Here is a 23,554-nt window from a genome sequence, read left to right as displayed (position 1 = left end):
CCACACTATTTAACTTTAAAAGAGGCATTGTGCTGTGAATCTTAACGCAACAATCCTCGGCCAGGCCATCGCGTTCGTCCTGTTTGTCTGGTTCTGTATGAAGTATGTATGGCCGCCAATTATGGCTGCCATCGAGAAGCGTCAGAAAGAAATTGCTGACGGTCTCGCTTCTGCAGAACGCGCCAAAAAAGATTTGGACTTAGCGCAAGCCAACGCGACCGACCAGCTGAAAACTGCCAAAGCAGAAGCTCAGGTGATCATCGAGCAAGCAAAAAAACGCAAAGCTCAGATCATGGATGAAGCGAAAGCCGAAGCCGAGCAGGAACGTAACAAAATCGTGGCGCAGGCTCAGGCTGAGATCGAAGCCGAACGTAAGCGCGCTCGTGAAGAGTTGCGTAAGCAAGTCGCGATGCTGGCAATTGCCGGCGCCGAGAAAATCATCGAACGTTCCGTGGATGAAGCTGCTAACAGCGACATCGTTGATAAACTGGTCGCTGAACTGTAAGGAGGGAGGGGCTGATGTCTGAATTTGTTACTGTAGCTCGCCCCTACGCCAAAGCAGCTTTTGACTTTGCCGTTGAGCATCAAAGCGTAGAACGCTGGCAGCAAATGCTGGCGTTTGCGGCTGTCGTCACCCAAAACGAACAGATTTCCGAATTGCTGTCTGGCGCGGTTGCGCCAGAAACGCTGTCGAAAACGTTCATTGCGGTTTGCGGCGATCAACTCGACGAAAATGGCCAGAACTTTATCCGCGTAATGGCCGAAAATGGACGTTTACTGGTTCTTCCAGCGGTTTTGCAGCAGTTCATCGAACTGCGCGCAGCGCTGGAGTCTACCGTCGAAGTCGAGGTGCTCTCTTCGAGCGCACTGAATGACCAACAGCAGGCCAAAATTGCCGCTGCGATGGAAAAACGTCTGTCACGCAAAGTTAAGCTGAATTGCAAAATTGACAAGTCTGTACTGGCCGGCGTAATTATCCGCGCTGGTGATATGGTGATTGATGGCAGCGTTCGCGGTCGTCTTGAACGCCTGGCAGACGTCTTGCAGTCTTAAGGGGACTGGAGCATGCAACTGAATTCCACCGAAATCAGCGAACTGATCAAGCAGCGCATTGCTCAGTTCAATGTGGTGAGCGAAGCTCACAATGAAGGTACTATCGTTTCCGTCAGCGACGGAATCATCCGCGTACACGGTCTGGCCGACGTAATGCAGGGCGAGATGATCGCACTGCCAGGCAACCGTTATGCAATCGCATTGAACCTGGAGCGCGACTCCGTAGGTGCCGTGGTCATGGGTCCGTATGCGGATCTGGCCGAAGGCATGAAGGTAAAATGCACCGGCCGTATTCTGGAAGTGCCGGTCGGCCGTGGCCTGCTGGGCCGTGTGGTCAACACCCTGGGCGCGCCTATCGACGGCAAGGGCCCGGTTGAACACGACGGCTTCTCTCCGGTTGAAACCATCGCGCCGGGCGTTATCGAGCGTCAGTCGGTCGATCAGCCGGTTCAGACCGGTTACAAATCCGTTGATGCCATGATTCCAATCGGCCGTGGCCAGCGTGAGCTGGTGATCGGCGACCGTCAGACCGGTAAAACCGCGCTGGCGATCGATGCCATCATCAACCAACGTGATTCCGGCATCAAATGCGTTTACGTCGCCATCGGCCAGAAAGCCTCCACCATCGCTAACGTGGTGCGCAAGCTGGAAGAACACGGCGCGCTGGCCAACACCATCGTGGTGGTCGCTACCGCATCTGAATCCGCAGCGCTGCAATACCTGGCTCCGTATGCCGGTTGCGCAATGGGTGAATACTTCCGTGACCGTGGCGAAGACGCACTGATCGTTTATGACGATCTGTCCAAGCAGGCGGTTGCCTATCGTCAGATTTCCCTGCTGCTTCGTCGTCCGCCAGGTCGTGAAGCTTACCCAGGTGACGTTTTCTATCTCCACTCTCGTCTGCTGGAGCGTGCTGCGCGTGTTAACGCCGAGTACGTTGAAGCCTTTACCAAAGGCGAAGTGAAAGGGAAAACCGGTTCTCTGACCGCTCTGCCGATCATTGAAACCCAGGCGGGTGACGTTTCCGCGTTCGTTCCGACCAACGTAATCTCGATTACCGATGGTCAGATCTTCCTGGAATCCAACCTGTTCAACTCCGGTATTCGTCCGGCAGTTAACCCGGGTATCTCGGTATCCCGTGTTGGTGGCGCAGCGCAGACCAAGATCATGAAGAAACTGTCCGGTGGTATCCGTACCGCTCTGGCACAGTATCGTGAACTGGCGGCATTCTCCCAGTTCGCTTCCGATCTGGATGACGCGACCCGCAAACAGCTGAGCCACGGTCAGAAAGTGACCGAGCTGCTGAAACAGAAACAGTATGCGCCGATGTCCGTCGCACAACAGTCTCTGGTGCTGTTTGCCGCTGAGCGTGGTTACCTGGAAGACGTTGAAGTCGCCAAAGTGGTGAGCTTCGAAGCGGCCCTGGTCGCTTACGCCGACCGTGAGCACGCCGAGCTGCTGAATCAAATCAACCAAACTGGGAACTTCAACGATGAGATCGAGGGCAAGTTGAAAAACGTCCTCGAGACCTTCAAGAAAACCCAGTCCTGGTAAAGCGCAGCGGCCTGCTGTTGAAAGACAGCAGGCCGTCTGGCAATGAGGAGAAGCAGAGATGGCCGGCGCAAAAGAGATACGTAGTAAGATCGCAAGCGTGCAAAACACGCAGAAGATCACTAAAGCGATGGAGATGGTCGCCGCCTCCAAAATGCGTAAATCGCAGGATCGCATGGCGGCCAGCCGTCCTTATGCAGAGACCATGCGCAAAGTGATTGGTCACCTTGCGTTGGGGAATCTGGAATACAAGCACCCGTACCTGGACGAACGTGATGTCAAGCGCGTCGGGTATCTGGTGGTGTCTACTGACCGTGGTCTCTGTGGCGGCTTGAACATCAACCTGTTCAAGAAACTGCTGGCGGAGATGAAAGGCTGGTCCGAAAAAGGCGTTGAAGCTGATTTGGCGCTGATTGGCTCCAAAGCGGCCTCTTTCTTTGGCTCCGTGGGCGGCAACGTGGTTGCCCAGGTGACCGGCATGGGGGATAACCCTTCCCTGTCGGATCTTATCGGGCCGGTGAAAGTGATGCTGCAAGCTTACGACGAAGGTCGTTTGGACAAGCTTTACATTGTCAGCAATAAATTTGTCAATACGATGTCCCAGGAGCCGCAGGTCATTCAGCTGCTGCCGTTACCGCCAGCCGATGACGGTGAGCTGAAGAAAAAAGCCTGGGATTACCTGTATGAACCCGATCCAAAAGTGCTGCTTGATACCTTGCTGCGCCGCTATGTGGAATCGCAAGTTTATCAGGGCGTCGTGGAAAACCTGGCCAGCGAGCAGGCCGCACGAATGGTCGCGATGAAAGCCGCAACCGATAACGGCGGTAGCCTGATCAAAGAGCTGCAGTTGGTATACAACAAGGCTCGTCAGGCCAGCATCACTCAGGAACTCACCGAGATCGTTTCGGGAGCCTCCGCGGTTTAACCAGGTTATTACCCGGAAAGGTCCAGGTTACGGGAAGGCGGCCAACGCGCCTGCAATCTGCAACAGGACCGGGTAAACGAATTACGTAGAGGATTCAAGATGGCTACTGGAAAGATTATCCAGGTAATCGGCGCCGTGGTGGACGTCGAGTTCCCTCAGGATGCCGTACCAAAAGTGTACGATGCCCTTGAGGTAGAAAACGGTACCGAAACTCTGGTGCTGGAAGTTCAGCAGCAGCTGGGCGGTGGCGTGGTTCGTTGTATCGCTATGGGCACCTCCGACGGTTTGCGTCGCGGCCTGAAAGTGAACGATCTGCAACACCCAATCGAAGTCCCGGTTGGCAAGGCAACGCTGGGTCGTATCATGAACGTATTGGGTCAACCAATCGACATGAAAGGCGACATCGGCGAAGAAGAGCGTTGGGCGATTCACCGCGCGGCGCCAAGCTACGAAGAACTGTCCAACTCCCAGGATCTGCTGGAAACCGGTATCAAGGTTATGGACCTGATCTGCCCGTTTGCCAAGGGTGGTAAAGTCGGTCTGTTCGGTGGTGCGGGTGTTGGTAAAACCGTAAACATGATGGAGCTGATCCGTAACATCGCGATCGAGCACTCCGGTTATTCAGTGTTTGCGGGCGTGGGTGAGCGTACTCGTGAGGGTAACGACTTCTACCACGAAATGACCGACTCCAACGTACTGGACAAGGTTTCCCTGGTTTACGGCCAGATGAACGAGCCACCGGGTAACCGTCTGCGCGTTGCGCTGACCGGTCTGACCATGGCCGAGAAATTCCGTGACGAAGGTCGTGACGTTCTGCTGTTCGTTGACAACATTTACCGTTACACCCTGGCCGGTACCGAAGTGTCTGCACTTCTGGGCCGTATGCCATCGGCGGTAGGTTATCAGCCAACGCTGGCGGAAGAGATGGGCGTTCTGCAAGAACGTATCACCTCGACCAAGACCGGTTCTATCACCTCCGTACAGGCCGTTTACGTACCTGCGGATGACTTGACTGACCCGTCACCAGCCACCACCTTTGCGCACTTGGACGCAACCGTGGTACTGAGCCGTAACATTGCCTCCCTGGGTATCTACCCGGCCGTTGACCCGCTGGATTCAACCAGCCGTCAGCTGGATCCGCTGGTGGTTGGCCAGGAGCACTACGACGTAGCGCGTGGCGTGCAGTCGATTCTGCAACGCTATCAGGAACTGAAGGACATCATCGCAATCCTGGGTATGGACGAACTGTCAGAAGATGACAAACTGGTCGTATCCCGTGCGCGTAAAATCCAGCGCTTCCTGTCTCAGCCGTTCTTCGTGGCAGAAGTCTTTACCGGTTCTCCGGGCAAGTTCGTATCGCTGAAAGACACCATCCGTGGTTTCAAAGGCATTATGGACGGCGACTATGACCACCTGCCGGAGCAGGCGTTCTACATGGTTGGCACCATTGAAGAAGCAGTGGAAAAAGCCAAGAAACTGTAACGCCTTGAGAGGAGGGTGATATGGCTATGACTTACCATCTGGATGTAGTCAGCGCGGAAAAACAGATGTTTTCCGGCCTGGTGCAAAAGATCCAGGTGACAGGCAGCGAAGGCGAACTGGGTATTTTCCCAGGGCATGCGCCGCTGCTGACTGCCATCAAGCCTGGCATGGTGCGTATTGTTAAACAGCATGGTGAAGAAGAGTTCATCTACCTGTCCGGCGGTATCCTTGAGGTACAACCGAGCGTGGTGACCGTGCTGGCGGACACTGCCATCCGTGGAACGGACCTTGACGAAGCGAGAGCGCTGGAAGCCAAGCGCAAAGCTGAAGAGCACATCCGTAGCTCTCATGGTGATGTCGACTATGCTCAGGCATCCGCTGAACTGGCGAAGGCGATCGCGAAGTTGCGCGTCATCGAACTCACCAGAAAAGCGATGTAAGCAATACCGAAATAAGAAAGCGACCCATGTGGTCGCTTTTTTTTTGCTTTAAAATAAGCGTTTGCCGCCGAGGCTGCTTGTGGTGTATTAAGCGCTGCCAACCGGAAATATGTCTCCGATCGCCGACAGTTTTTCGACGCTGGGATCGGAATGCTCCGACTGACGGCATGCCTAGAGCCGCAAGGGTTGAGCCGGGTTCGTGCAAAGAAATATGTAGTAATTTCGTCACTAAACGGGTTTACTTTCGTCTATTAAATTGGAGTTATCAGGTTGCTTATGTCGAACAGCGCAATGAGTGTGGTGATCCTCGCCGCGGGCAAGGGAACACGCATGTATTCCGATCTTCCCAAAGTGTTGCACCCGCTGGCGGGCAAGCCGATGGTGCAGCATGTTATCGACGCGGCCACCCGATTGGGCGCGAAAAACATCCATTTGGTTTACGGCCATGGCGGCGATCTGCTGAAAAGCACCCTGACCGACGGCGCGCTGAATTGGGTGCTGCAAGCCGAACAGCTGGGCACCGGTCACGCCATGCAGCAGGCTGCGCCGCATTTTGCCGATGATGAAGACGTCCTGATGCTGTACGGCGACGTGCCGCTGATTGCCGTCGATACCCTGACGCGTCTGCTGGCGGCCAAGCCGCAGGGCGGTATCGGCCTGCTGACGGTGAAACTGGACGATCCGAGCGGCTATGGCCGCATCGTGCGGGAAAACGGCAGCGTGGTCGGCATCGTTGAACATAAGGATGCCAGCGAGCAACAGCGCCAAATCAATGAAATCAATACCGGCATACTGGTTGCCAACGGCGGCGATCTGAAGCGTTGGCTGGGCAAGCTGACCAATGACAATGCGCAGGGTGAATATTACATCACCGATATCATCGCATTGGCCCATGCCGACGGTAAATCCATCGAAACGGTGCACCCCGATCGCCTCAGCGAAGTCGAAGGGGTCAACAACCGCCTTCAGCTGGCGCGGCTTGAGCGGGTGTATCAGGCTGAGCAGGCGCAAGCGCTGCTGCTGGCCGGCGTGATGCTGCTCGATCCGGCACGTTTCGATCTGCGCGGTGAACTGACGCACGGTCGCGATGTGTCGATCGACGCCAACGTGATTATCGAAGGCCGGGTGCAATTGGGCGACCGGGTGAAAATCGGTGCCGGCAGCGTACTGAAGAACTGCGTGGTGGGTGACGACTGCGAAATCAGCCCGTACAGCGTGCTGGAAGACGCGGTGCTGGGCGCCGAGTGTACCGTCGGGCCGTTTGCACGCCTGCGTCCAGGCGCGGAGCTGGCGCAGGGCGCGCACGTCGGCAACTTTGTCGAAATGAAGAAAGCGCGCCTGGGCAAAGGCTCCAAGGCCGGGCATCTCAGCTATCTGGGCGACGCCGAGATTGGCGACGACGTCAATATTGGCGCGGGTACAATTACCTGTAACTATGACGGTGCCAATAAGCATAAGACTGTTATCGGCGATGGGGTGTTTGTTGGTTCGGATACCCAGCTGGTAGCACCGGTATCGGTCGGTAAAGGCTCCACCATCGCCGCCGGCACCACGGTCACTCGAGATATCGGCGACGATGAGTTGGTGCTGAGCCGCGTCAAGCAGGTGCACATTCAGGGCTGGCAGCGCCCAAGTAAAAAGAGATAGAGACAGCCCTTCATCTTTCGAGCTGCAGCGTTGTTGTCTTTATGACGGAACCCCAGTCACTTACTTGAGTAAGTGACTGGGGATTCTGACATTTGCCGCCTGGCTGCAACTCGAAATCTATTGGGCGGTAATATGTAGTAGAAATAATATGTTTTGTATTGCGCTCCAATGTAGAGCCCAATACAAAACATAATAATCCCCACCATCTACAGGCTCGGGGCTGCACGGTAAAACCGGCAAAATCAGGTCAAGACATCGAAAAGCGCCAGCACGGCGTTTCATTAGGAATACAACTGATGTGTGGAATTGTAGGCGCAGTAGCGCAACGTGATATTGCAGAGATTCTGTTGGAAGGCTTACGCCGTCTTGAGTACCGCGGTTACGACTCGGCCGGTTTGGCGGTGGTTGACGCGCAAGGCAACGTTAGCCGTTTACGCCGCGTCGGCAAGGTGCAGAAACTGGCTGAAGCCGCAGAACAGCATGCTTTGCACGGCGGTACCGGCATCGCGCATACCCGTTGGGCAACCCACGGCGAACCGACCGAAGCCAATGCTCACCCGCATGTGTCCGATTATATTACCGTGGTGCATAACGGCATCATTGAAAACCACGAACCGCTGCGTGAACTGCTGATTGAACGCGGTTACCGCTTTGCGTCCGAAACCGACACCGAAGTGATCGCGCACCTGGTGCATTGGGAACAGCTGCAGGGCGGCACGCTGCTGGAAGTGGTCAAACGCGTCATTCCACAGCTGCGCGGCGCTTACGGCACCGTGGTGATGGACAGCCGCGATCCGAGCGTGCTGGTGGCCGCGCGTTCTGGCAGCCCGCTGGTGATTGGCCGCGGCGTCGGCGAAAACTTTATCGCTTCCGATCAGTTGGCGCTGCTGCCAGTGACCCGTCGTTTCATCTTCCTGGAAGAAGGCGATGTGGTGGAAGTCACCCGTCGTACCGTTAACGTATTCGACAAGCAAGGCAATGCGGTCGAGCGCCCGGAAATCGAGTCTCAGGTGCAATATGACGCGGGTGACAAAGGCGCTTACCGTCATTACATGCAGAAAGAAATTTTTGAACAGCCGCTGGCGTTGAAAAACACCCTGGAAGGGCGTTTCAGCCATGGCCAGATCAACCTGAGCGAGCTTGGCGAAGGCGCCGATCAACTGCTGGCGAAGGTGCAACACGTGCAGATCATCGCCTGTGGTACTTCTTACCATTCCGGCATGGTGGCGCGTTACTGGTTCGAATCGCTGGCCGGCGTGCCGTGCGATGTCGAAATCGCCTCCGAATTCCGTTACCGCAAGTCTGCGGTGCGTCCGGGCAGCCTGATCATTACTCTGTCGCAGTCAGGTGAAACCGCCGATACGCTGGCGGCGTTGCGCCTGTCGAAAGAGCTGGGATACCTGGGATCGCTGGCGGTGTGCAACGTGGCAGGGTCTTCTCTGGTGCGTGAATCCGATCTGGCGCTGATGACCAAGGCCGGCACGGAAATCGGCGTAGCGTCGACCAAGGCCTTCACTACCCAGCTTGCCGTTCTGCTGATGCTGGTGGCGCGCCTGGGGCGTTTGAAGGGCATGGCGGAAAGCGTCGAACATGACATTGTGCACGCCCTGCAGGCGTTGCCGGCGCGCATTGAGCAGATGCTGTCGCTGGACAAGAGCATCGAAGCGCTGGCGGAAGGCTTCTCCGACAAGCATCATGCGTTATTCCTCGGCCGTGGCGATCAGTATCCGATTGCCATGGAAGGTGCGCTGAAGCTGAAAGAGATCTCTTATATTCACGCCGAAGCCTACGCGGCGGGCGAACTGAAGCACGGCCCATTGGCGCTGATTGACGCCGATATGCCGGTGATCGTGGTGGCGCCAAACAACGAACTGCTGGAAAAACTGAAGTCCAATATTGAAGAAGTCCGCGCACGCGGCGGCCAACTGTATGTGTTCGCCGATCAGGATGCCGGTTTTGTCAGCAGCGAAGGAATGACCATCGTTCCCCTGCCGCACGTCGAGGAAATCGTCGCGCCTATCTTCTACACCGTGCCGTTGCAACTGCTGTCCTATCACGTTGCGCTGATTAAAGGCACTGACGTCGATCAGCCGCGTAACCTGGCGAAGTCCGTCACCGTAGAGTGATGCCTCGCGCTGCGCGCCATTGCCGGTGCAAGGCGCGAAAACGCAAACAGCCAATCCGGTATGCCGTTTACCCGCATACCGGATTTTTTTATGTCGGATGCAGCATGGCGGCATTTGACGGGCTGAACGCTGGACTACGGCTGCATCTCGATCACCACTTTTCCTTTCGCCCGCCCCTGGGCAAGATAAGCCAGCGCCTCCTTGGCCTGTTCGAACGGGAACACCGTATCGATAACCGGCTTGATACGCTCGCTTGCAAGCAGTTTGCCGATCTCGGCGAGCTGGGCGCCGTCGGCGCGCACAAACAGGAATGAATAGTTCACGCCGCGCCGTTTCGCCAGACGTACGATCTTGCGGCTCATCAATGTGAACACCAATTGCAAAAAGACGTTGAGCTTTCTGGTGCGGGCGAAGGCAGCGTCCAATGGCCCGGTCAGCGAGATGATGCTGCCTCCCGGCTTGAGAATAGCGACGGATTTTTCAATCGTCTCCCCCTTGAGGGTGCCAAGCACCGCATCGTAGCCGCTGAGTACGCTCGCAAAATCCTGCTGGTGGTAGTCAATCACCTGGTCTGCGCCCAGGCTACGTACCAGTGCGACATTATGGCTACTGGTGGTGGTAGCTACCGTTGCGCCCAAATGTTTTGCCAGTTGGATGGCAAAAGTGCCGATACCGCCGGATCCGGCGGGGATAAACACCTTTTGCCCGGCGTGCAGCCCGGCACGCTCCTGCAGTGCTTGCCAGGCGGTCAGCGCCACCATCGGCGTGGCGGCAGCCTGCACGAAGCTCAGATTGGCTGGTTTGAGCGCGGCGGCGCTTTCCGGCACCGTCGCGAATTCGGCAAAGGATCCCGACCCCAGATCGAACAGGCTGGCAAAAACGGCGTCGCCGGGCGTGAAGCGGGTTACGCCGCTGCCCACCTCGGTGACGACGCCCGCCAGATCGCTGCCCAGCGTTGCCGGGAGCTGCAAATGCAGTACCGCTTTGAACATGCCGGTCGGGATGATGTTATCGATCGGATTCAGGCCGGCAGCATAAACCTTTACCCTGATTTCATTGGCCCGTAGCGCAGGCAGCGAAATCTGCTCGAACCCTACCTCGGGCGATTTGCCATAGCGCCTGAGAGTGAGCGCGTTGATCGTCTGATTGTTCATTGCATGTTCATCTCGCTGTGTTTAAGGATAAGCACGGTACTGCATGGCAGGCTGCACCGATTTATTGGCCGTTTTTGTATCTTGCCGCGGCTTCGTCCTGTTTGATCTCTGCCAGCATGGCCAGCCTTGCGCCATCCAATGCATCCCAGCTCTCGGCGTTGTGCAGAGGGGGAATGGTCACCAGTTCACGGCGATCGAAACCGACCAGCGCCGCATCGACCAGTTCGCCCACTTCCATCATCGGTGGCAGGGTGCTGCTGTCGATGCCTGCACGCTGCCAGATTTCGGTATAGGTGCCGGCTGGCAATACCGCCTGAACATAAATGCCCTTGGGTGACAGTTCCAGATGCAGACCCTGCGACAGGTACAGCACGAAGGCCTTGGTCGCGCCATACACCGTCGCGCCAAACTCGGGCATCAGGCTGAGGGTAGAACTGATATTAACGATCGAGCCGCTACCCGCCTGCACCAGGCGTGGCGCAATGGCGTTGGCCAGCCGTGTCAATGCGGTGATGTTGAGTGCGACAAGCTGTTCAATCGACGCCGAGTTCTGCTCGACGAAGCCGCCTGACTGGCCAATGCCGGCGTTATTGATCAGGGTGGTGATGCGCGAGTCTTCACGCAGACGCGATTCGACGCGTGCCAGATGGTCGGATTGGGTAAGATCGGCTGGCAGGACATCCACGGCCACGCCGGTTTCTTGCCGCAGGCGTGTGGCCAGCGCGTCAAGTCGTGCCTGGTCACGTGCGACCAGCACCAGGTCGTGGCCACGGTGGGCAAAGCGTTCGGCGTAAACAGCACCGATACCGGTGGACGCGCCGGTAATCAGGACGGCAGAAGTAGTCATAGATTCACTCTCTTGGTTGAACAATATCGGCATGCAACCTTAGGCCGCGGGCTCGGTGTTGGATCACGGTTTTTACCAGCCGGTTTTCCATCATCGGGTCAGGGTTGGCTGGCGCGATTAATAATGATGATCATAATCTAACTTGTCAATCGGTTTGATTACGATCATCATCAATGTATACTGGCGCCATGATTTTCGACGAGAAGGGCCGATAAAGATGAAAGTGAGCAAAGCGCAGGCGCAGGAAAACCGGATGCGCATCGTAGAAACGGCCTCGGTGCTGTTTCGCGAGCGCGGCTATGATGGCGTTGGCGTTGCCGAGCTGATGTCGGCCGCCGGTTTCACCCATGGCGGGTTTTACAAACACTTTGCTTCCAAGGCCGACCTGATGTTGGAAGCAGTGGCCTGCGGGTTTGCCCAGTCGCAGGCAAAAACCGAAGGCAAGGATATCGCACAGATTGTCGAACAGTACCTGTCCCGCGAGCATCGCAACGGTATCGGTGACGGCTGTGTGATGGCGGCGCTGTCCACCGATGCGGCGCGCCAGCCCGAGTCGGTCAAGGAATTATTTGCCGTAGGCATTGAACGCCAGTTGGCCATGCTGACGCAGGGCGGCGATGGCGCAGGTGAAACCCGAGCCGCAGCTATCGACACGCTTGCCCATCTGGTGGGGGCGGTGGTGCTGTCGCGTGCCTGCCCGCAAGGTTCGGCGCTGGCAGATGAGATCCTGCAGGTTTGCCGCACGCGTATCCTTGACGCTGAGGGTTCGCAGGCGAAAAGCGCTGCGCAGTAACCCACGGCCAGAATGTCATCAAACGTTAATCTGGCGCATGAGATGGCGGTGGGATTGCCGGCGAGCTAGCGTCGCGGGGTGAGCGATCGTCACAGCCGCGTTATCGATCTACGGTCGAAACCGCCATTTTAAAGAGAATAATTCGATCAATAATCGGCTGATTAATAAGCAGAAAAAGAGTCATTTTCAGAAAGTCCGCAGATTAAAAAACACGCCAATCAGGCGGGGTTTTTCATAACGCATTGATTATAATTAAATTAATTTTAAAACCCGCGTCTTGTCATATAACTGTCATATTTCATACATTTTTCTGTCACCAAACTGTCCTATTTTCCCTCCTGCAGCAATACTTACTCTGATGAAAACGACTCGAAGTCGATTTTTGAATATCCCATTAGGAGGGATTATGAAACTGATGCGTACCACCGTCGCCAGTATTGTGGCAGCGACTTTCTCTCTGGCCTCTGTGTCTACTTTCGCTGCTGCCAACCTGACCGGTGCAGGTGCGACATTCCCCGCGCCGGTGTATGCCAAGTGGGCAGATTCTTATCAAAAAGAAACCGGCAACAAAGTTAACTATCAGGGGATTGGTTCCTCTGGCGGTGTGAAGCAAATCATCGCCAATACCGTTGACTTTGGTGCCTCCGATGCGCCGTTATCGGATGAAAAACTGGCTGCTGACGGCCTGTTCCAGTTCCCGACCGTGATTGGCGGCGTGGTACTGGCGGTCAATATTCCAGGTATCAAATCCGGTGATTTGACCCTCGACGGTAAAACGTTGGGCGATATCTACCTGGGCAATATCAAAAAATGGAATGACCCGGCCATCACCAAACTCAACCCGGGCGTAAAACTGCCAGATCAGAACATTGCCGTAGTGCGCCGCGCTGACGGTTCCGGTACCTCATACGTCTTCACCAGCTACCTGGCCAAAGTCAACGCACAGTGGAAAGAGAAAATCGGCGCCGGCTCAACGGTTAACTGGCCAACCGGTCTGGGCGGTAAAGGCAACGACGGTATCGCGGCATTCGTACAACGCCTGCCGGGCGCTATTGGCTACGTAGAGTACGCCTACGCCAAACAAAACAACCTGGCCTACACCAAGCTGGTGTCCGCCGATGGCAAAGCGGTCAGCCCGACGGAAGATGCGTTCAGCAACGCGGCCAAAGGCGTGGACTGGAGCAAAACCTTTGCCCAGGACCTGACCAACCAGAAAGGCGAGGACGCGTGGCCGATTACCTCCACCACCTTCATCCTGGTTCACAAGGAACAGAAGAAAGCTGAACAAGGCGCAGAAGTGTTGAAATTCTTCGACTGGGCTTACAAGTCCGGTGGCGACGAAGCCAAAGCGCTGGATTACGCCACCCTGCCGGACGAAGTGGTTGAACAGGTACGCGCAGCCTGGAAAACCAACGTGAAAGACAGCTCAGGCAAAGCATTGTATTAAGCGGCCAGCGTTTGGTTAGCCGTTATATCTGGGCCCGGTATGCCGGGCCCTCCCAGCTTTAAACAGAAGAGTAATCTATGGCTGAGTACAAGCCGACCATTAAGGCTCCAAGCAAAAATGGTGACATCCTGTTCAGCGCGCTAGTGAAACTGGCGGCGCTGATTACCCTATTGCTGCTGGGTGGCATCATTGTTTCACTCGTCTTCGCTTCCTGGCCGAGCATCCAGAAGTTTGGCTTCTCCTTCCTGTGGACCAAAGAGTGGGACGCACCGGCGGAGCAGTTTGGCGCACTGGTACCGATATACGGCACCATCGTTACCTCGCTTATCGCCTTGATCATTGCGGTCCCGGTGAGCTTTGGCATCGCGCTGTTCCTGACCGAACTGGCACCGAACTGGCTGAAGCGCCCGTTGGGCGTGGCGATTGAACTGCTGGCGGCCATCCCGAGCATCGTTTACGGCATGTGGGGGCTGTTCGTGTTTGCCCCGCTGTTTGCCGAATATTTCCAGACACCGGTTGGCGACGTCCTGTCCGGCATTCCTATCGTCGGCGAGCTGTTCTCCGGCCCGGCCTTCGGCATCGGCATTCTGGCCGCCGGGGTGATTCTGGCGATCATGATTATCCCTTACATCGCCGCGGTAATGCGCGACGTGTTTGAACAGACCCCGGTGATGATGAAAGAGTCGGCCTACGGTATCGGCTGCACCACCTGGGAAGTGATCTGGCGCATCGTCTTGCCGTTCACCAAAAACGGTGTGATTGGCGGCGTAATGCTGGGCCTTGGCCGAGCGCTGGGCGAAACCATGGCGGTGACCTTTATCATCGGTAACACCTACCAACTCGACAGCGCCTCGCTGTATATGCCCGGCAACAGCATTACCTCGGCGCTGGCCAACGAATTCGCCGAAGCGGAATCCGGGCTGCACACCGCAGCACTGATGGAGCTGGGGCTGATTCTGTTTGTTATCACCTTTATCGTGCTGGCGTTGTCGAAACTGATGGTCATGCGCCTGGCCAAGAATGAGGGACGCTAACGTGGCGACGATGGATATGCAACATAACCTGGCACTGGCGGAAAGCCGCCGCAAAATGCAGGCCTGGCGCCGCCAGAAGAACCGTATCGCGCTGTTCCTGTCGATGGCCACCATGGTATTCGGCCTGTTCTGGCTGGTATGGATCCTGTTTTCTACCGTCACCAAAGGCATCGACGGCATGTCGCTGGCGCTGTTTACCGAAATGACGCCGCCGCCCAACACCGCTGGCGGCGGGCTGGCCAACGCCATCGCCGGTAGCGGGCTGTTAATCCTGTGGGCGACCATCTTCGGTACCCCGCTCGGCATTCTGGCGGGGATTTATCTGGCGGAGTACGGCCGCAAATCCTGGTTGGCAGAAGTGATTCGTTTTATTAACGACATTTTACTGTCGGCACCGTCAATCGTGGTCGGCCTGTTCGTGTACACCATTGTGGTGGCGAAAATGGAGCATTTCTCCGGCTGGGCGGGCATTATCGCGCTGGCGTTGCTGCAGGTGCCGATCGTGATCCGCACCACCGAAAACATGCTCAAGCTGGTACCGGACACGCTGCGAGAAGCTGCCTATGCGCTCGGCACGCCGAAATGGCGGATGATTTCCGCCATCACGCTGAAGGCGTCGGTGTCCGGCATCATTACCGGCGTGCTGTTGGCGATTGCGCGCATCGCCGGCGAAACGGCGCCGCTGCTGTTTACCTCGTTGTCGAACCAGTTCTGGACCACCGATCTGATGCAGCCGATCGCCAACCTGCCGGTCACCATTTTCAAATTCGCCATGAGCCCGTTTGCCGAATGGCAGCAACTGGCCTGGGCCGGGGTGTTGTTGATCACCCTGTGCGTACTGTTACTGAATATTCTGGCGCGTGTGATTTTCGCCAAGAAAAAGCATTCATAAAAATTTAAGCGCCGCCGCGGCGGCGCTGTGAAAAGAGAGAAGTCTAGATGAGTAATATTGACCTCGCTTCCGCCAGCAAGATTCAGGTACGCGATCTGAACTTTTATTACGGCAAATTCCATGCGTTGAAAAATATCACGCTGGACATCGCCAAGAACAAAGTGACCGCGTTTATCGGCCCGTCCGGCTGTGGCAAATCCACGCTGCTGCGTACCTTCAACAAAATGTACCAGCTGTATCCGGAACAGCGCGCCGAAGGCGATATTCTGCTGGATGGCCAGAACATTCTGACCGATAACCAGGATATCGCGCTGTTGCGTGCCAAAGTGGGCATGGTGTTCCAAAAGCCGACGCCGTTCCCGATGTCTATTTACGACAACATCGCCTTCGGTGTTCGCCTGTTTGAAAAACTGTCGCGTGCCGACATGGATGAGCGCGTACAGTGGGCTTTGAGCAAAGCGGCGCTGTGGAATGAAACCAAAGACAAGCTGCACCAGAGTGGTTACAGCCTGTCCGGTGGCCAGCAGCAGCGTCTGTGCATCGCCCGTGGCATCGCCATTCGTCCCGACGTGCTGTTGCTGGATGAACCCTGCTCGGCACTGGATCCGATCTCTACCGGCAAGATTGAAGAACTGATCAGCGAGCTGAAGTCGGACTACACCGTGGTGATTGTGACCCATAACATGCAGCAGGCTGCGCGTTGTTCTGATTCGACAGCATTTATGTATCTGGGCGAATTGATTGAGTTCAGTGATACTGACACCCTGTTCACCGCGCCGCAGAAAAAACAGACTGAAGATTACATCACTGGCCGTTATGGTTGATGAGGATGCATCATGGATAACCTGAATTTAAACAAACACATTTCCGGCCAGTTTAACGCTGAACTCGAACACATCCGTACCCAGGTGCTGACCATGGGTGGGCTGGTGGAACAGCAATTGACCGACGCTATCACCGCGATGCACAACCAGGACGGCGAGCTGGCCAAGCGGGTGATCGAAGGCGACGACAAGGTCAACATGATGGAAGTGGCGATCGACGAAGCCTGCGTGCGCATTATTGCCAAGCGTCAGCCGACCGCCAGTGACCTGCGTCTGGTGATGGCGATCATCAAAACCATTTCGGAGCTGGAACGTATCGGCGACGTGGCAGATAAGATCTGCCGCACCGCGTTGGAAAAGTTTTCGCATCAGCATCAACCGCTGCTGGTTAGCCTGGAGTCCCTTGGCCGTCACACCGTGCAAATGCTGCACGACGTGCTGGATGCTTTTGCCCGCATGGATCTCGACGAAGCCGTGCGTATCTACCGCGAAGACAAGAAGGTCGATCAGGAATATGAAGGCATCGTGCGTCAACTGATGACCTACATGATGGAAGATTCACGCACCATTCCCAGCGTGCTGACCGCGCTGTTCTGCGCGCGGTCGATCGAGCGTATCGGTGACCGTTGTCAGAATATCTGCGAATTCATTTTCTACTTCGTTAAGGGGCAGGATTTCCGCCATATCGGCGGTGACGCGCTGGATAAGCTGTTGGCCGATGGCAAAACGCCACCGGACGTCACCGACGAGTAAGCGTTCCGTTCTCCCGGCAAAGGCGCAGCGTACTGCGCCTTTTTCATGGCCAATAGCCGTAAAGTTAAAATGGTTATAAATATAGCTTTTTATATTATTTCCTGACCTAAGTGGCAGTTGCTAGCTTATCTCTCAGCAGGACATCAACCACTTGGGAGCTTTTCATGAAACAGCGCGCTTTGGCTTTAACCTTGTTGGCCGGCTTGGCCGGTCTCGCTAGCGCTGCCGCGCAGGCGGACAAACTCGACGACATCAAACAGGCCGGCGTGGTGCGCATCGCGGTATTCGACAGCAATCCACCGTTTGGCTATATCGATCCGCAGAGTAAAAAGCTGGTGGGTTACGACGTCGACATCGCTGATGCGATAGGCAAGGCTCTCGGGGTTAAGGTCGAGCTGCGCGCCACCAACCCGGCTAACCGTATTCCGCTGCTGGCAGCCAAAAAAGTGGATCTGATCGCCGCCAACTTTACCATTACCGAGCAACGTGCCAAGGAAGTGAATTTCAGCGTGCCGTATTTCGCCACCGGGCAGAAATTCATCGCACGTAAAGGGGTACTGAAGACCCCGGAGGACATCAAAACGCTGCGTATCGGCGCGGATAAAGGCACGGTACAGGAAATAACCCTGCGCGAACATTACCCGACCGCCAAAGTGATTTCCTATGACGACACCCCGCTGGCGTTTGTGGCACTGCGTAACGGCAACGTCCAGGCCATCACCCAGGATGACGCCAAGCTGGTCGGTCTGCTCGGCAATCTGACGCCGGCGCAAAAAGCCGATTTTGAAATCTCGCCGTTCAGTATCACCAAAGAATATCAAGGCATTGGCATTCCCAAAGGCGAAGAACGCCTGACGGCCACCATCAACGACACCTTGCTTAAACTGGAACAGGACGGCGAAGCGTTGACGATTTACCAGCGCTGGTTCGGTCCGGACACCAAAACCGCTCAACCGCGCGGTGAGTTTAAAATTGCACCGTTGGCTCAGCAACCTAAAGCCTGATGCGGACGTTATGATGGCTTGAACGCAAGGGCGCAGCGAACTGCGCCCTTGCTGCATGGATGCCGAGAGGGCAACGATGGGCATGCAATTTCTTGCGGAGTGGCTACTGGAGCCGCAATATCTTGGCTGGCTATGGCACGGTTTTCTGCTGACGCTGTGGCTTTCCGCCTGTGCCGGACTGGCGGCAACGTTGCTGGGGCTGGCGATCGCCGCGCTGCGCGACAGTCCTTTGCCGCTGCTACGTGGGCTGGCGGTCGCTTACAGCGCGCTGTTTCGTAATACCCCGCTGCTGGTACAGCTGTTTTTCTGGTACTTCGCCGCTGGGCAAATACTGCCGTCTACCGCCATGCAATGGCTGAATACCCCGCATCAATTTGGCTGGCTGGCCTGGCCGTCGTTCGAGTTTCTGGCCGGCTGCTGCGGGCTGACGCTGTATTCCGCCGCGTTTATCGCCGAGGAAGTCCGTTCCGGCATACGCGGCGTGGCTGTCGGGCAAAAACAGGCCGCCAACGCGCTGGGACTGACCGGCTGGCAAGCGATGCGTCATGTGGTGCTGCCGCAGGCGTTGACCATCGCCCTGCCACCGCTGTTGGGTCAATACATGAATCTTATCAAGAACTCGTCGCTGACGATGGCGATCGGCGTTGCCGAGCTGTCGTATGCCTCGCGTCAGGTAGAAACCGAAACGTTACGCACCTTCCAGGCGTTTGGCGTTGCCACGTTGTTGTACATCGCCATTATTGCGCTGTTGGAAGGCTGGGGTATGTGGCATCAACAGCGCAAACCCCAGCGGGGGAAGCAGAATGGATTTTAGCGTTATTCAGGACAACCTGCGTTATCTGCTGTTGGGCACCTGGCCGGATGGCCCGCTGGGCGGTGCAGCGCTGACCCTGGTCATCAGCCTGATGGCCGGCGTGGCGTCGGCGCTACTGGGAACGGTACTGGGGATACTGCTGGCGATGTCACGCGGTGCGCTTGCCGCGCTGCTGGCTGCGGTATTAGGCTTTTTCCGCGCCATACCGGTGATCATGCTGATTTTCTGGACCTATTTCCTGCTGCCGATCGTGTTTGGCGTAGAGATCCCGGAAATCACCACCGTAGTGTGCGCGCTGGCGCTGATCGCCGCTGCCTATCTGGCTCATGCGGTGAAGGCCGGCATCGTCGCCATTGGCCCCGGGCAGTGGCAGGCCGGACTGTCGCTGGGGTTGACGCGTTGGCAAACGCTGGCGCTGATCGTGCTGCCGCAGGCGTTGCGCATGATGGTACCCTCGTTCATCAACCAATGGATTTCTCTGATCAAGGACACCTCGCTGGCCTACATTGTCGGCGTCGGCGAACTGACCTTTTTGGCCACCCAGGTGAATAACCGCAGCATGGCGTATCCGATGGAAGTGTTCCTGTTTGTGGCGCTGGTGTACTTTGTGTTCTGTCTGGCGCTCGACCTGCTGGCCAGTGGCTTGAATAAACGCTTCAGTCCGCAGACCAAAGCGTTGGCGCGAGCGGGGCGCAAACCGCCGTTACCGGCCAGTTAACTGCCAGCCGCGCTGCTGCCACAGCGACGGCAACTGGGCGAGATCGTCGAAAGGGGTGACCAGCGGGTGATCGATCGGCTTATTGTGCGGATCGGCGCAGAAGTAAAACACCGGAATGCCGGCGGCGATCCCGGCTTGTGCGCCGGCGGCGGAATCATCCACCAGAATGCAGCGTTCGACCGGTACCTGCATCTGCGCCGCGGCGTGGTAGACGATCGCCGGGTCCGGCTTCCAACGCTGAATATCGTAGCCGCTATACAGCCGGTCATCAAAATAGGACAACATGCCGGTCAGGCCGAGTGAATGCTGCATTTTGCTTACCGGCCCGTTGGAAACGGTGCAAAACGGCACGCTGACCTGCGCCAACAGCTCGCGTGCGCCGGCAATAGGTTGCAGTTGGTTGTCGAACAGGCGCGCAACTTCCTGGCGGTATTGCGGTTCCAGCAGTTCTTTGGCCAGGCTGGTGCCCTGCTCAGCATTCACCTGATCAATAATCTCGTACAGTTTTATGCCCTTGTATTTTTTGAATACCTCTTCCAGCGACAGCGTTATGCCATGCTGGGCAAACATATGTACATAAGCCATGCTGCACAGCACTTCGCTGTCCACCAGCGTGCCGTCGCAATCAAACAGAATACAGTCTATCTGGGTCATCGAAACCTTGCCCTCGCGGTTGCTACAGTGCTTCCACTTTAACCGGCTGCGTCAGGAAAGCGATAGCAAGATGGCCCGTTTCGGCCAATTCGCAATAAATCCATCGGATTACCGAGCAAAACCGCCGAAAAGGCGAAAAAAACCTGTGATCGACGTCAAAAGCCGGAAATTTTGTTATAGGATAGCCGGCGGACTGTCCATTCCCTTCTTCGGAATTCTGATAATGACCAAACAAGTCACTGGCCTTGACGCTGAGCAAGGCTTGCTTGGGCGCGTGTTTAAACTCAAGCAGCATGGCACGACGGTACGTACGGAAACGATTGCCGGCTTTACCACCTTTTTGACCATGGTGTACATCGTATTTGTTAACCCGCAGATTCTCGGCGCTGCGGGTATGGATACCCAGGCGGTGTTCGTTACCACCTGCCTGATTGCCGCCTTTGGCAGCATTCTGATGGGGTTGCTGGCCAACCTGCCGGTGGCGCTGGCTCCGGCGATGGGCCTTAACGCCTTCTTCGCCTTTGTGGTGGTTGGCGCGATGGGGATTTCATGGCAGGTCGGCATGGGAGCGATTTTCTGGGGGGCGGTAGGTTTGCTGTTGCTGACCATTTTCCGCATCCGTTACTGGATGATCGCCAACATTCCGCTGAGCCTGCGTATCGGCATCACCAGCGGTATCGGCCTGTTTATCGCCATGATGGGGCTGAAAAATGCCGGTATCGTGGTGGCGAACCCGGACACGCTGGTCACGGTCGGTAACCTGACCTCGCACAGCGTGCTGCTGGGGGCGCTGGGCTTCTTTATCATTGCCATTCTGGCTTCGCGCAACATCCACGCGGCGGTGCTGGTGTCGATCGTGGTCACCACGCTGATTGGCTGGGCTCTGGGCGACGTGAAGTACGGTGGGGTATTTTCGATGCCGCCAAGCGTCACGTCGGTGGTCGGTCAGGTGGATCTGGCTGGCGCGCTGAACGTCGGGCTGGCGGGGATTATCTTCTCGTTCATGCTGGTTAACCTGTTCGACTCCTCCGGTACGCTGATTGGCGTCACCGACAAGGCCGGACTGACCGATGAAAAAGGCAAATTCCCGCGCATGAAGCAGGCGCTGTACGTCGACAGCATCAGCTCGGTGGGCGGAGCATTTATCGGCACTTCGTCGGTGACCGCCTATATTGAAAGTTCGTCCGGCGTATCGGTGGGTGGCCGTACCGGTCTGACCGCGGTGGTTACCGGCCTGCTGTTCCTGCTGGTGATCTTCCTGTCGCCGCTGGCTGGCATGGTACCGGCCTATGCTGCCGCCGGTGCGCTGATTTACGTAGGCGTGCTGATGACCTCAAGCCTGGCGCGGGTTAAATGGGACGACCTTACCGAGGCGGTACCGGCGTTCGTCACAGCGGTGATGATGCCGTTCAGTTTCTCGATTACCGAAGGCATTGCGCTGGGGTTTATCGCCTATTGCGTGATGAAGCTGGGCACTGGCCGCTGGCGTGAGATTAGCCCTTGCGTAGTGGTGGTGGCGCTGCTGTTTATTCTGAAGATCGTGTTTGTCGACGGGCATTGATTCCGTTGGCAGAAAGCCGGGTCCAGCTTGCTGGACCCGTTTTTTATCCGCCCGGATGTGCGTCCGGTGCCTTTCCCAGCATCCATTCCATTGGCCGCGCAAAACGCCCCTGCCAACCGACGTTGGCGCTTTCCGCCTGATTAAAACGCTGTAGCTGCACCTGATTGCCGGTATTGAACAGTTCGGCGAAACGCAGCGCCAGCGCCCGTTCGCTAAAATTCTGACGATCGTAGTAAGCCAGTACGATACGCTTGTTTTCAGCCAGCGTCTGTCTGGCTGGGGTGATTTCGCCGTGCGGCGCGATCAGCAGCGCGCCGGCATAAAACTGCGGATATTTCGCCAGCAGGTTGGCGGCGTGCAACGCACCCTGGCCGCGACCTGACAAATATACCTGTTGCGGGTTGAGATTCAGTTGGCGGATCAGCGGTGCCAGCGCGCGCTGAATAGCGCTTTGGGTGCTTTCATCGCTGTAATTGGACCAGCGGAAACTGTTTTCCGACAGCATTTGCGTACCGTTCAGCTCAATGTAGGCGGCGCCAAGGGAGCTGAACAGCAGGCGATCTTCGGCGCTGATGCTGGCGGATTTGCCGTAATCATGCAGAAACACCACCGTTGGCCAGCCACCGGCGGGCGTAGGGCCGCTTGGCAGGGCGTAGCTGGCTTTCCCTTCAAATTGCCTGGCGCGTTGCAGATAGCGGGCTTTGGCCTGTGCGAGGATGGATTGATAGGTATGGCGATGCTGAATACTGCTGAACGAATCGTCTTCCAACAGATTGTAGTAATACCACAACCCGCGTTCGGCGCTCAGCTGCAGATAACGTTCCGCCAGCTCGGTTTGCCCTTTTTCCGCAGAAGAGGCCGCCAGCTGATAGGGAGCCCAGACGTTGTGTTCATCTTCGCGCATCAGGGTCAAATACAGCGATATCGCCTCAATTTTTTTTTCTTCCTGATTGTGCGCCGCCCGTGGCAATTTGGCGTTCAAGAGGTGATGTGCGGGCAATTCCACCGGTTCTTCTCCGGCCGGGTAACGCATCTGTTCGGCAAACAAGGGTCTGGTGATAACAGCCAGCAATAAGGCTAAAACAAAAAAATACATGGCGTTATGTCTTTATTTTAAAATAGCGGTAGGCGTGGCGGTTGCAGCATCGGCGCCTTCCGGCGTAAGGGAAGGCGCCGCTAACCAGGCTTTATCTCACCCGACGGATATAGTCGCTGAAGGTAGACAGCTGGCCGGTCAGGAAGTCTAGCGTACCCGGCTCAACCAGCTCGCCGACTTGCTCGTCAACCTTGTTCTGAATCACGCCGCCCATGAACTCCGGTTTGTTCATCACCATGGCGTCGAGGAATACCAGGATCTGGCGCAGATGGTACTGACAGCGTGCGCCGCCGATAGGCCCCATTGAACTGGTCTGAATGGCCACCGGCTTGCCAGCCAGCGGCTGGTTTGGCAGACGAGAAAGCCAGTCGATGGCGTTCTTCAAGCCGCCCGGCACTGAATAGTTATATTCCGGCGTCACGATGATCACCCCATCCGCCTGGCGAATCTGTTCGGCGATGGCCTCAACCGTAGCGGGGAAGCCCTCGTCCTGCTGCAGGTCGGCGTCGTAAATCGGGATATCGCGGATTGAAGGCAGTGCCTCGATGGTCACACCGGGCGGTGCCAGCTTCGGTAACGTACGCGCTACCATGGCGTTGTAGGAGTTTTTACGCAGGCTGCCGAGCAGGGTTACGATTTTTAATGCTTGGTCTGACATGATGACTCTCCCTTTCTAATGAACAGATTCAGCGTGGAACACCGATAAATACTAGGGCAAATAAATCGCAGGGAACAGCGG

At 56.4% G+C, this 23,554-nt stretch carries 23 protein-coding genes; 18 read left to right on the top strand and 5 right to left on the bottom strand.

Annotation, left to right across the window (positions count from 1 at the left end; translation table 11 throughout):
• The first annotated feature begins 34 nt into the window (after window positions 1–34).
• From atpF to glmS, 8 genes are all read left to right on the top strand, one after another.
• Window positions 35–505 carry a F0F1 ATP synthase subunit B gene (atpF, locus tag AC2AXP_RS13905; protein WP_484381760.1) on the top strand — a complete coding sequence of 157 codons (471 nt, stop codon included), beginning with the start codon at window positions 35–37 and terminating at the stop codon, window positions 503–505.
• A 14-nt stretch (window positions 506–519) separates the two neighbouring features.
• Window positions 520–1,053 carry a F0F1 ATP synthase subunit delta gene (atpH, locus tag AC2AXP_RS13900; protein ID WP_004956909.1) on the top strand — a complete coding sequence of 178 codons (534 nt, stop codon included), beginning with the start codon at window positions 520–522 and terminating at the stop codon, window positions 1,051–1,053.
• 12 nt (window positions 1,054–1,065) lie between these two features.
• Window positions 1,066–2,607, top strand: coding sequence for a F0F1 ATP synthase subunit alpha (gene atpA, locus AC2AXP_RS13895; RefSeq protein WP_004956912.1), 1,542 nt, complete (start codon window positions 1,066–1,068; stop codon window positions 2,605–2,607).
• Window positions 2,608–2,665: 58 nt separating this feature from the next.
• Entirely contained in the window at window positions 2,666–3,529 is an 864-nt protein-coding gene (gene atpG, locus AC2AXP_RS13890; protein WP_004956916.1) for a F0F1 ATP synthase subunit gamma, read from the top strand.
• 99 nt (window positions 3,530–3,628) lie between these two features.
• On the top strand, window positions 3,629–5,011 hold the full coding sequence (gene atpD, locus AC2AXP_RS13885) for a F0F1 ATP synthase subunit beta (protein ID WP_004956918.1): 1,383 nt from the start codon (window positions 3,629–3,631) through the stop codon (window positions 5,009–5,011).
• Between the two features lie 20 nt (window positions 5,012–5,031).
• Entirely contained in the window at window positions 5,032–5,451 is a 420-nt protein-coding gene (locus AC2AXP_RS13880; RefSeq protein ID WP_004933814.1) for a F0F1 ATP synthase subunit epsilon, read from the top strand.
• A gap of 276 nt (window positions 5,452–5,727) precedes the next feature.
• Window positions 5,728–7,098, top strand: coding sequence for a bifunctional UDP-N-acetylglucosamine diphosphorylase/glucosamine-1-phosphate N-acetyltransferase GlmU (glmU, locus tag AC2AXP_RS13875; RefSeq protein WP_004956921.1), 1,371 nt, complete (start codon window positions 5,728–5,730; stop codon window positions 7,096–7,098).
• A 296-nt stretch (window positions 7,099–7,394) separates the two neighbouring features.
• A complete protein-coding gene (gene glmS / locus AC2AXP_RS13870) occupies window positions 7,395–9,224 on the top strand; it encodes a glutamine--fructose-6-phosphate transaminase (isomerizing) (protein ID WP_004956925.1) in 1,830 nt (609 codons plus the stop codon).
• A gap of 134 nt (window positions 9,225–9,358) precedes the next feature.
• On the opposite strand, the gene AC2AXP_RS13865 is transcribed toward glmS, so the two are convergent.
• The gene (locus AC2AXP_RS13865; RefSeq protein WP_198774078.1) at window positions 9,359–10,378 is read right to left on the bottom strand and encodes an NADP-dependent oxidoreductase; all 1,020 of its coding nucleotides are present in this window, start codon (window positions 10,376–10,378) and stop codon (window positions 9,359–9,361) included.
• Between the two features lie 61 nt (window positions 10,379–10,439).
• Complete coding sequence (locus AC2AXP_RS13860) at window positions 10,440–11,225, bottom strand: SDR family NAD(P)-dependent oxidoreductase (RefSeq protein ID WP_039991472.1); 786 nt, start codon at window positions 11,223–11,225, stop codon at window positions 10,440–10,442.
• Between the two features lie 217 nt (window positions 11,226–11,442).
• Between AC2AXP_RS13860 and AC2AXP_RS13855 the strand changes: the two genes are divergently transcribed.
• The 9 genes from AC2AXP_RS13855 to AC2AXP_RS13815 all read left to right on the top strand — a co-directional run bounded on the left by AC2AXP_RS13855 (window position 11,443) and on the right by AC2AXP_RS13815 (window position 19,504).
• Window positions 11,443–12,018, top strand: coding sequence for a TetR/AcrR family transcriptional regulator (locus AC2AXP_RS13855; RefSeq protein ID WP_004956934.1), 576 nt, complete (start codon window positions 11,443–11,445; stop codon window positions 12,016–12,018).
• Between the two features lie 406 nt (window positions 12,019–12,424).
• Entirely contained in the window at window positions 12,425–13,465 is a 1,041-nt protein-coding gene (gene pstS, locus AC2AXP_RS13850; protein WP_004956937.1) for a phosphate ABC transporter substrate-binding protein PstS, read from the top strand.
• Between the two features lie 77 nt (window positions 13,466–13,542).
• The gene (gene pstC / locus AC2AXP_RS13845; protein WP_004956941.1) at window positions 13,543–14,499 is read left to right on the top strand and encodes a phosphate ABC transporter permease PstC; all 957 of its coding nucleotides are present in this window, start codon (window positions 13,543–13,545) and stop codon (window positions 14,497–14,499) included.
• A gap of 10 nt (window positions 14,500–14,509) precedes the next feature.
• Entirely contained in the window at window positions 14,510–15,391 is an 882-nt protein-coding gene (gene pstA, locus AC2AXP_RS13840) for a phosphate ABC transporter permease PstA (RefSeq protein ID WP_371902056.1), read from the top strand.
• Window positions 15,392–15,438: 47 nt separating this feature from the next.
• On the top strand, window positions 15,439–16,215 hold the full coding sequence (gene pstB, locus AC2AXP_RS13835; protein ID WP_004956947.1) for a phosphate ABC transporter ATP-binding protein PstB: 777 nt from the start codon (window positions 15,439–15,441) through the stop codon (window positions 16,213–16,215).
• Window positions 16,216–16,227: 12 nt separating this feature from the next.
• A complete protein-coding gene (gene phoU / locus AC2AXP_RS13830) occupies window positions 16,228–16,968 on the top strand; it encodes a phosphate signaling complex protein PhoU (protein WP_004956949.1) in 741 nt (246 codons plus the stop codon).
• Window positions 16,969–17,132: 164 nt separating this feature from the next.
• Window positions 17,133–17,972: an ABC transporter substrate-binding protein gene (locus AC2AXP_RS13825; protein ID WP_273868441.1), complete on the top strand. Its 840-nt coding sequence runs from the start codon at window positions 17,133–17,135 to the stop codon at window positions 17,970–17,972.
• Window positions 17,973–18,048: 76 nt separating this feature from the next.
• Entirely contained in the window at window positions 18,049–18,786 is a 738-nt protein-coding gene (locus AC2AXP_RS13820; RefSeq protein ID WP_039991476.1) for an amino acid ABC transporter permease, read from the top strand.
• Window positions 18,776–19,504: an amino acid ABC transporter permease gene (locus AC2AXP_RS13815; RefSeq protein WP_004956954.1), complete on the top strand. Its 729-nt coding sequence runs from the start codon at window positions 18,776–18,778 to the stop codon at window positions 19,502–19,504. The genes AC2AXP_RS13820 and AC2AXP_RS13815 overlap by 11 nt, the downstream gene beginning before the upstream one ends.
• On the opposite strand, the gene yieH is transcribed toward AC2AXP_RS13815, so the two are convergent.
• Entirely contained in the window at window positions 19,490–20,158 is a 669-nt protein-coding gene (gene yieH / locus AC2AXP_RS13810) for a 6-phosphogluconate phosphatase (protein ID WP_484381759.1), read from the bottom strand. The genes AC2AXP_RS13815 and yieH overlap by 15 nt on opposite strands.
• Window positions 20,159–20,381: 223 nt before the next feature.
• Between yieH and AC2AXP_RS13805 the strand changes: the two genes are divergently transcribed.
• Window positions 20,382–21,719 carry an NCS2 family permease gene (locus AC2AXP_RS13805; protein WP_039991477.1) on the top strand — a complete coding sequence of 446 codons (1,338 nt, stop codon included), beginning with the start codon at window positions 20,382–20,384 and terminating at the stop codon, window positions 21,717–21,719.
• A 43-nt stretch (window positions 21,720–21,762) separates the two neighbouring features.
• Here the strand turns inward: AC2AXP_RS13805 and AC2AXP_RS13800 are convergent, their stop codons facing one another.
• Both AC2AXP_RS13800 and AC2AXP_RS13795 read right to left on the bottom strand, forming a co-directional pair.
• Window positions 21,763–22,815, bottom strand: coding sequence for an alpha/beta hydrolase (locus AC2AXP_RS13800; protein WP_198774081.1), 1,053 nt, complete (start codon window positions 22,813–22,815; stop codon window positions 21,763–21,765).
• Window positions 22,816–22,906: 91 nt separating this feature from the next.
• Window positions 22,907–23,473: an NADPH-dependent FMN reductase gene (locus AC2AXP_RS13795; protein ID WP_484381758.1), complete on the bottom strand. Its 567-nt coding sequence runs from the start codon at window positions 23,471–23,473 to the stop codon at window positions 22,907–22,909.
• Between the last annotated feature and the right edge of the window lie 81 nt (window positions 23,474–23,554).

The sequence above is a fragment of the Serratia sp. Sp408 genome (assembly GCF_057180665.1).
Note: the sequence above shows the minus strand (reverse complement) of the source record. Positions and strands in the feature narration are given on the sequence as shown.

What these genes read in the sequence shown, in the direction of transcription:
- atpH (WP_004956909.1), top strand. Translation starts at nt 520, where the DNA reads ATGTCTGAATTTGTTACTGTAGCTCGCCCCTACGCCAAAGCAGCTTTT.
- atpA (WP_004956912.1), top strand. Translation starts at nt 1,066, where the DNA reads ATGCAACTGAATTCCACCGAAATCAGCGAACTGATCAAGCAGCGCATT.
- atpG (WP_004956916.1), top strand. Translation starts at nt 2,666, where the DNA reads ATGGCCGGCGCAAAAGAGATACGTAGTAAGATCGCAAGCGTGCAAAAC.
- atpD (WP_004956918.1), top strand. Translation starts at nt 3,629, where the DNA reads ATGGCTACTGGAAAGATTATCCAGGTAATCGGCGCCGTGGTGGACGTC.
- AC2AXP_RS13880 (WP_004933814.1), top strand. Translation starts at nt 5,032, where the DNA reads ATGGCTATGACTTACCATCTGGATGTAGTCAGCGCGGAAAAACAGATG.
- glmU (WP_004956921.1), top strand. Translation starts at nt 5,728, where the DNA reads ATGTCGAACAGCGCAATGAGTGTGGTGATCCTCGCCGCGGGCAAGGGA.
- glmS (WP_004956925.1), top strand. Translation starts at nt 7,395, where the DNA reads ATGTGTGGAATTGTAGGCGCAGTAGCGCAACGTGATATTGCAGAGATT.
- AC2AXP_RS13865 (WP_198774078.1), bottom strand. Translation starts at nt 10,378, where the DNA reads ATGAACAATCAGACGATCAACGCGCTCACTCTCAGGCGCTATGGCAAA.
- AC2AXP_RS13860 (WP_039991472.1), bottom strand. Translation starts at nt 11,225, where the DNA reads ATGACTACTTCTGCCGTCCTGATTACCGGCGCGTCCACCGGTATCGGT.
- AC2AXP_RS13855 (WP_004956934.1), top strand. Translation starts at nt 11,443, where the DNA reads ATGAAAGTGAGCAAAGCGCAGGCGCAGGAAAACCGGATGCGCATCGTA.
- pstS (WP_004956937.1), top strand. Translation starts at nt 12,425, where the DNA reads ATGAAACTGATGCGTACCACCGTCGCCAGTATTGTGGCAGCGACTTTC.
- pstC (WP_004956941.1), top strand. Translation starts at nt 13,543, where the DNA reads ATGGCTGAGTACAAGCCGACCATTAAGGCTCCAAGCAAAAATGGTGAC.
- pstA (WP_371902056.1), top strand. Translation starts at nt 14,510, where the DNA reads ATGGATATGCAACATAACCTGGCACTGGCGGAAAGCCGCCGCAAAATG.
- pstB (WP_004956947.1), top strand. Translation starts at nt 15,439, where the DNA reads ATGAGTAATATTGACCTCGCTTCCGCCAGCAAGATTCAGGTACGCGAT.
- phoU (WP_004956949.1), top strand. Translation starts at nt 16,228, where the DNA reads ATGGATAACCTGAATTTAAACAAACACATTTCCGGCCAGTTTAACGCT.
- AC2AXP_RS13825 (WP_273868441.1), top strand. Translation starts at nt 17,133, where the DNA reads ATGAAACAGCGCGCTTTGGCTTTAACCTTGTTGGCCGGCTTGGCCGGT.
- AC2AXP_RS13820 (WP_039991476.1), top strand. Translation starts at nt 18,049, where the DNA reads ATGGGCATGCAATTTCTTGCGGAGTGGCTACTGGAGCCGCAATATCTT.
- AC2AXP_RS13815 (WP_004956954.1), top strand. Translation starts at nt 18,776, where the DNA reads ATGGATTTTAGCGTTATTCAGGACAACCTGCGTTATCTGCTGTTGGGC.
- yieH (WP_484381759.1), bottom strand. Translation starts at nt 20,158, where the DNA reads ATGACCCAGATAGACTGTATTCTGTTTGATTGCGACGGCACGCTGGTG.
- AC2AXP_RS13805 (WP_039991477.1), top strand. Translation starts at nt 20,382, where the DNA reads ATGACCAAACAAGTCACTGGCCTTGACGCTGAGCAAGGCTTGCTTGGG.
- AC2AXP_RS13800 (WP_198774081.1), bottom strand. Translation starts at nt 22,815, where the DNA reads ATGTATTTTTTTGTTTTAGCCTTATTGCTGGCTGTTATCACCAGACCC.
- AC2AXP_RS13795 (WP_484381758.1), bottom strand. Translation starts at nt 23,473, where the DNA reads ATGTCAGACCAAGCATTAAAAATCGTAACCCTGCTCGGCAGCCTGCGT.